This window comes from Metabacillus sp. RB-C-LZQ-3-1 (assembly GCF_058315175.1).
Genome location: NZ_JBZFLI010000027.1, coordinates 45,888 through 52,681 on the forward strand (window position 1 = coordinate 45,888; position 6,794 = coordinate 52,681).

8 protein-coding genes are annotated in these 6,794 nt (G+C 37.5%); 4 read left to right on the plus strand and 4 right to left on the minus strand.

Annotation, left to right across the window (positions count from 1 at the left end):
• Positions 1–335: 335 nt before the first annotated feature.
• Genes AC4GZ8_RS24350 through AC4GZ8_RS24365 form a run of 4 tightly spaced genes read right to left on the minus strand, consistent with a single transcriptional unit; the run spans position 336 to position 3,143 of the window.
• Complete coding sequence (locus AC4GZ8_RS24350) at positions 336–1,235, minus strand: RluA family pseudouridine synthase (RefSeq protein ID WP_491084471.1); 900 nt, start codon at positions 1,233–1,235, stop codon at positions 336–338.
• Complete coding sequence (locus AC4GZ8_RS24355) at positions 1,235–2,038, minus strand: NAD kinase (protein WP_491084472.1); 804 nt, start codon at positions 2,036–2,038, stop codon at positions 1,235–1,237. The genes AC4GZ8_RS24350 and AC4GZ8_RS24355 overlap by 1 nt, the downstream gene beginning before the upstream one ends.
• Before the next feature lie 49 nt (positions 2,039–2,087).
• Positions 2,088–2,717 carry a GTP diphosphokinase gene (gene yjbM / locus AC4GZ8_RS24360; RefSeq protein ID WP_491084473.1) on the minus strand — a complete coding sequence of 210 codons (630 nt, stop codon included), beginning with the start codon at positions 2,715–2,717 and terminating at the stop codon, positions 2,088–2,090.
• Positions 2,718–2,759: 42 nt separating this feature from the next.
• Positions 2,760–3,143 carry a UPF0738 family protein gene (locus AC4GZ8_RS24365; RefSeq protein WP_491084474.1) on the minus strand — a complete coding sequence of 128 codons (384 nt, stop codon included), beginning with the start codon at positions 3,141–3,143 and terminating at the stop codon, positions 2,760–2,762.
• Between the two features lie 432 nt (positions 3,144–3,575).
• Here AC4GZ8_RS24365 and AC4GZ8_RS24370 point away from each other — a divergent pair, with 432 nt between their 5' ends.
• From AC4GZ8_RS24370 to AC4GZ8_RS24385, 4 genes are all read left to right on the plus strand, one after another.
• Positions 3,576–4,160, plus strand: coding sequence for a CYTH domain-containing protein (locus tag AC4GZ8_RS24370; RefSeq protein ID WP_491084475.1), 585 nt, complete (start codon positions 3,576–3,578; stop codon positions 4,158–4,160).
• A 17-nt stretch (positions 4,161–4,177) separates the two neighbouring features.
• On the plus strand, positions 4,178–4,810 hold the full coding sequence (locus AC4GZ8_RS24375) for a lytic transglycosylase domain-containing protein (RefSeq protein ID WP_491084476.1): 633 nt from the start codon (positions 4,178–4,180) through the stop codon (positions 4,808–4,810).
• Positions 4,811–5,304: 494 nt separating this feature from the next.
• Positions 5,305–5,739 (plus strand): globin domain-containing protein, encoded by a 435-nt coding sequence (locus tag AC4GZ8_RS24380; protein ID WP_491084477.1) that lies wholly within the window; start codon positions 5,305–5,307, stop codon positions 5,737–5,739.
• On the plus strand, positions 5,723–6,607 hold the full coding sequence (locus AC4GZ8_RS24385; protein ID WP_491084478.1) for a ClpXP adapter SpxH family protein: 885 nt from the start codon (positions 5,723–5,725) through the stop codon (positions 6,605–6,607). The genes AC4GZ8_RS24380 and AC4GZ8_RS24385 overlap by 17 nt, the downstream gene beginning before the upstream one ends.
• Positions 6,608–6,794: the final 187 nt, after the last annotated feature.

Below are 6,794 nucleotides of genomic sequence, written 5' to 3' on the forward strand. Positions count from 1 at the left end.
TTTGGAATAGAAGGTGTTCTTTACCTTCAATTCCAAATTGGCTTATGACCTCGAGGGGCTAGGCGCTGGAGCTGGACACCTATACTAAGTACAAAACTTATAAATTCTGATAGTAGAACAAAAGCGCAAGCGACTTGATCAGCCCAGGGCAAATAAGATGATTTAGAATAGAAGGCGTTCTTTGCCTTCAATTCTAAATTGTCTAGACCCTAGAGGCAGTACTTACGCGCCGTCTGTCGCTGTATCGGCACTTGCACATTTTTGGATGCCGAAGCGCTTATCCACATTTGATGCATTTTATAATTTCCAAAGCAATAAAAACAGCCCCACTATCATCACGTAGTAGGGCTAAGTAATTTGATCATATCCTCAGGCATTTCCGCCTTAAACTTTAGCTGCTTTTCTAACAAAGGATGCCAAAATGTCAGTTGTGAGCTATGAAGAGCCTGTCTCTTAATCTCTTTTTCATTTCCGCCGTAAAGTTGATCACCGCATAAGGGATGCCCGATCGAAGACATATGAACACGGATTTGGTGGGTTCTCCCCGTTTCAAGTACAAGCCTTACTAATGTTTTGTCATTTAATCTTTGAACTACCTGATAATGAGTAACAGCTTCCTGACCATCAATACAAACTTCTCTCTCAATAATGCTGTCTTTTTTCCGTCCAATCGGACTTGATATCGTTCCACAATCCAGCTTTATCACACCATGCACAAACGCCAGGTAGATTCGATGGATTTCCTTATTTTTTTGTTGAGCAGAGAATAAAGAATGGGCAAAACGGTGTTTCGCAACAAGCATAAGTCCTGATGTATCTTTGTCCAATCGGTTCACAATGTGAATGGTAGATGGAATGTTGTGTTTTTCATAATAATGAATCAATCCGTTTGCTAAAGTTCTTCTGATGTGTTCCCGAGATGGGATGGATGGAACAAATGGCGGTTTGTTAATGACTAAACAATGTTGATCCTCATAAACGATATCAAATGGTACTTCATCTGCATGTAAGCCTGAGCCTCTTTCCTCTTCAGGAAAAATAACTGTTAGAACATCTCCTTCTTTTAGCTTATGTCTAACTGTCACATGCTCAGCGTTTACTAAAATGTCCCCGCCATTAAATTTAATATCTGTTAATGCACGCTTAGAGATTTTCTTTGCTTTCACAAAGTCAAAAACAAGCATGCCAGCTTCTTCCTTCTCTATAATCCATTCAAGATGAAACGCTCTGTTCATTATTTTTCCGTATCTCCAACAAATGAATCCCTGACTCGCTTCCAAAATGGAAACGGCTTAAATCGGGCAAATCTCACATTTTCATTCGCTACTCTACATTGAATAGACTTAACATCTTTATGTAACAATGTTAAATGGTCAATTGTAATTTGAAAATCCACATCGTTTACCGGTTTTAACATACATGTATGATGCTCAGGCAAAATGAGCGGTGATCCAATTGTTCGAAAGACTCTGTTATTAATGGAAGCCATTTCTGCCAACTGAATGGCGCGTAATGAGGGGTGTAAAATCGCTCCGCCTAGTGCTTTATTATAAGCTGTACTCCCGGAAGGCGTTGAAATGCATAGTCCGTCACCTCTAAAAGTTTCAAACATTTGTCCTTTAATTTCAACGTTCATGACAAGCGTTCCTTCAATACTTTTTACCGTACACTCATTTAGCGCCAAATATCTAGCCTCTCGTCCACCATCATTATGACGGATAATAACCTCTAATATGGGATATTCAACGACCTGATACGGCGTTTTTGCAATGGCTATCACAAGCTTTTCAATCTCATCCGGAACCCAATCTGCATAAAAACCTAAGTGACCAGTATGCACTCCGATGAAGGCGGTTTTGTCTAGTCTGCTTCTGTAGCGATGAAATGCATATAAAAGAGTCCCATCACCTCCAACTGATATAACAATGTCCGGACAATCTTCATCATATTCAAGTTGAAAATCAAGCAAGTAGGTTTTCATCTTTTGCATGATTGAGTTTGAAATTGGATCACCCTTTGATGAAATAGCAAATTTCATAGTTACTACCCCTTTATTGTATTTATTTTCATAATAAGGCTAGTGTGCATTATTTTTTATCCGTCTTCCTTGAGAAAATAGCTTGTGCTTCTTGGATTTCCCCTCTAATCTGCGACATTTCTTCATCTAGTGAATACGCTGCTTCTGCTGCCCGTTTTAAACGAACTTTTATGTTATCCGGGATGTTTCCACTGTATTTATAGTTTAATGAATGTTCAATAGTTGCCCAAAAATTCATCGATAACGTTCGTATTTGAATTTCGACCAATAGCTTCTTTTCTCCTGCAATTGTCTGCACCGGGTATCTAGCAACAAGATGAAACGACCTGTAGCCGCTATCTTTTTGATTTGTAATATAATCTCGTTCCTCAATGATTTCCAGGTCATTTCGGCTCTTTAACATATTGACGACAAATCGAATATCATCGACAAACTGACACATCATCCTTATGCCTGCAATATCTTGAAGACCTTCTTCTAAATCTTCCATTGATATATTTTTCCGTTTGGCTTTATCTAAAATACTAGCAATAGGCTTCACACGACCAGTGACAAACTCTATCGGAGAATGAGAATGCTCCAGCTCATATTGTGATCGAATTCCTCTTAATTTTACCTTTAGTTCCTCTACTGCTTGGTTATAAGGAGCCAAAAATGATTTCCATTGTTGAGCTTCCACCTATGTATCCCCCTTACGCAACCGCCTGTTGTCCCTAACATATTAGGATAGTGAAAAAAGTTCTACTACTTTACTCTCCATTTCATCTCCATAATTTGCATTATCTTTAATATTTTCTAATAGATAACGTAATTCTTCTTTTAAATTTTCAAGCTCAATTTGTTGATCATTTATTTTCATATCGACTCTATACTCTTTGTCCAAAGCTTCTTTTAATTGCGGCCAAATTTGGTAAGGAAGGCTCGCATAGACAAACTCGTCCTTCGATTCTAATATATAAATAAAAGCCAAATGATCAGAATCAACAAGCATCTGTCCTTGAGCCTTTAAATCGCTTTGCTCTAATTCAGCTGAAATTTCTGCCGGCTCCAAAATTAATGTACTATTTTCTACTTTTGTTTCAACTAATTCAATTCTAGTATTCATATGTATCTCCTTCCATTACAATCCAAGATTATTTTACCATATTAAAAAGTCTCATGATAACATTGCGGACTATTTAAATTCGTTAGATAATAGGAAAAGCGGAAGCGCCCGTTCAGCGACGTATGAACTGGAGCACTCCGTAAGAGATAAAGCGAGACTTCCATTAGAGGGCGTTTATTTCCTCTAATGGATAGCGAGACTTATCCGACTTTTACGTGTAATCCACTCTATTTCCTGTTAAGGTCGGGAAAAGGAAACACGAAGAGCGATAGCGATTAGATGCTGACTTATCGCAAGGAGGAGTGTGAAGTTCACTTGTCGATGGGCGCTGGAGCTAGACACAAAAACTAGGCAAGTACCTTTCATTAAGTTTATTCCTTCGAAAAGCGGAAAAGCCTGTTTGAAACTTTTAATTAGTGAGGTCAAACCAATATGTCACAAGAAATAGAAATAGAATTTAAAAACCTATTAACAAAAGATGAATTTATTAAAATAAAAGAAACTTTCCAATTGAAAGATGAACAATTTTTTCTACAAGAAAATCATTACTTTGATACACCAGAATTTTCATTAAAAGAGCTTGGAGCTGCTCTTCGAATTAGAAAGAAACAGAATCAATTTATTTTGACATTAAAGGAACCGGCTGAGGTTGGCTTGCTGGAAACTCATCAAATGATTTCAGAAGAAACAGCCCAAAACATGTTAAAAACCGGAGAATTCGACGGTGGCCAGGTTACCGAGCGCTTAATTAGCCTAGGAATTGATAAAAAAGATATGACTTATTTCGGTACATTAGCGACATTACGTGCAGAAAAAAATTATCAAAATGGTTTATTAGTAATCGATCATAGCCGATATTTAAATAAAGAGGACTTTGAACTTGAATTTGAAGTAACAGATGAACAAGAAGGTAAAAGAGTTTTCCATGACCTTTTAAAGGAACTAAACATTCCAATTCGAGAAACAAAAAATAAAATCCGCCGATTTTATGAGCAAAAATATAGTGAGATGAGGTAAGATTTTTGGATGTTAAAATGAAGTATTATAAAACAATGCTTGAACTTCAGGCACTTCAAAGTTTCAATCAATCTCCAAATCAACCGAGTGAATCAACCTTTGAAACCAATTTCCAAGAGTTATTAAAATCGTTTATTTCCGCGACAACTAGTAAAGATGAAGCCGTGAAGACAGATGTAGCACCAGCATTATCTGCTCTGCCAAATTTAGTGATGAACTCTCCTGTTTTAGATCAATTGACTTCTGCTAGTCAATCTACGGCTCCAATGCAGGCAAACACAATTGATGATATCATCACTGAGGCTGCTGAAAAGTATGGAGTAGATGAAAAATTAATTCGTGCTGTCATTAAACAAGAATCCGGTTTTAACCCTACTGCTAAAAGCCATGCCGGAGCAATGGGGTTGATGCAACTTATGCCAGCAACGGCAAAATCACTTGGTGTTCATAACCCATTTGATGCTGCACAAAATGTTGAAGGTGGAACAAAATATTTAAAGCAAATGTTATCAAGATATAACGGAAATGTTTCACTTGCCCTAGCAGCGTACAACGCCGGGCCTGGAAACGTTGATAAATATGGTGGTATTCCCCCATTTAAAGAAACACAAAACTATGTAAGAAAAATCACTTCAACATATCAGGTATAGAATACTTGGCCGAAGACCATCACAAAAATGGTCTTTTTTTATTTTTTCTCATTAAGACAACTGTACTTTCAGCCTCGTTTTCATATAGTGAAACTTCCATCATTGTTTTTTTTCATCTCCCAATGATGGTTAGTTGAACCAATCGTACCTTTACAGGCAGTTATCCCCCACCTTCCTTCTTTGTAAATCCAGAAGCTTTAGGTGAGGGGCTTACTGCCCATTAAGATTGATAAAATAATGGTAAATATCTCATCTGAGAGCGGTTTGTTTGAGATATAGAAGCACGCTTGTTAAAATGTACTTATTAGAAAAACTTGGCTTATCGCCAAGTCCTATGACGAAAGCCATAGTTTATCTTATACTATCATCCATAAAATTTTTATACTTTCTGATAGTACATCGAAAACGAAAAACTTCCTATGATAAATTCATTTTTATATGAGAATCTTAGTATTTGAGTAGGTTATTTAGCACATCGAAAAGGAGAAATCAACATGACGAATCAACATTTAACACCTTATGATGCTATTGGAGAAGAAACTCTCTCGCGGCTTGTTGATACCTTTTATGCAAAAGTAGAAAAACACCCGCTTTTGGCTCCTATATTTCCCGACGATCTAACGGAAACAGCTCGTAAACAAAAGCAATTTCTGACACAATACTTAGGTGGGCCTCAACTCTATACAGAAGAACATGGCCATCCGATGTTAAGAGCAAGACACCTGCCCTTTGAAATCACACCATCAAGAGCAAAGGCTTGGATAAGCTGTATGGAGTCTGCAATGAAAGAAACTGGCTTGGAAGGAGAAATAAAGGATTTTCTCCTTCATCGGCTACAGCTTACAGCTCAGCATATGGTCAATACCTTTGAAGCGGAAGAAGAAAGCAACATTCAGAAAGAAGGCACAAACAATGACGGAACAACATGAGAAACAGAACGTATCCCTCTTCTTCTCCCATTGTCATGGACATCCAGATAAGCCAATTGAAATCTACATGTTTGTTGATCCTCTTTGTCCCGAATGTTGGGCATTAGAGCCAATCATCAAAAAGCTGCAAATCGAATATGGCCGTCTTTTCACGCTTAAATATATCATTAGCGGCCGTCTAGCAACATTAAATCTTACAAAGAGAAAAAGCCCTGAAAAGCTTGCCCAAGCTTGGGAAAAAACGGCATGTCGTACAGGAATGTCATGTGATGGTAAAGTATGGATGGAAAACCCGTTGTCAACTCCATATCGAGCATCACTTGCCATTAAGTCAGCTGAATTGCAAGGAAGAAAAGCAGGACTCCGCTACTTACGAAAACTGCAGGAGCTTTTATTTATTGAAAGTCAAAATGTTTCAGATGAAGAGATCTTAGTAGATATCGCAAAAAATGTTGGTCTTGATGTGACAGAATTTCGTAAAGACCTTCACTCTGAGAGTGCAGCAAAAGCATTACAATGTGATCTAAAAATCACATCTGAAATGGACGTCCAGGAAATCCCCACTCTTGCCTTTTTTAGTGAAGAAGTAGAACAAGAAGGATTAAAAATTACTGGAATGTATTCTTACGATATGTATGTCCAGCTCCTAGAGGAAATGGTTGGTGACGTGATAAAGCCTTCACACACTCCTCCATTAGAAATTTTCTTACAGCATTACCAATTTGTTGCTTCATCTGAGATTGCAATGGTTTATAATATGACGTTACATGAGGTAGATAAAGAGCTTAAAAAGTTAGTCCTTTCTCAGACAGTTGAAAAAGTTCAAGCAAAGCACGGAACATTTTGGAGATATATCGACATTAAGTAGGGAATGACTTGAGTCATTCCCTTACTTCGTTCCTAGAAAGAAAATCAGGAAATGATATCATTTTGGAAGGATTTCCCTTCGGCAATAGTCAATCAATTCCATGTGATTTATTTCAGCTGATTTTCATCATCAAATCCTTGAAATCTCCACATTCATGATCATCTTTCAACACAAAAAACACAAAGTA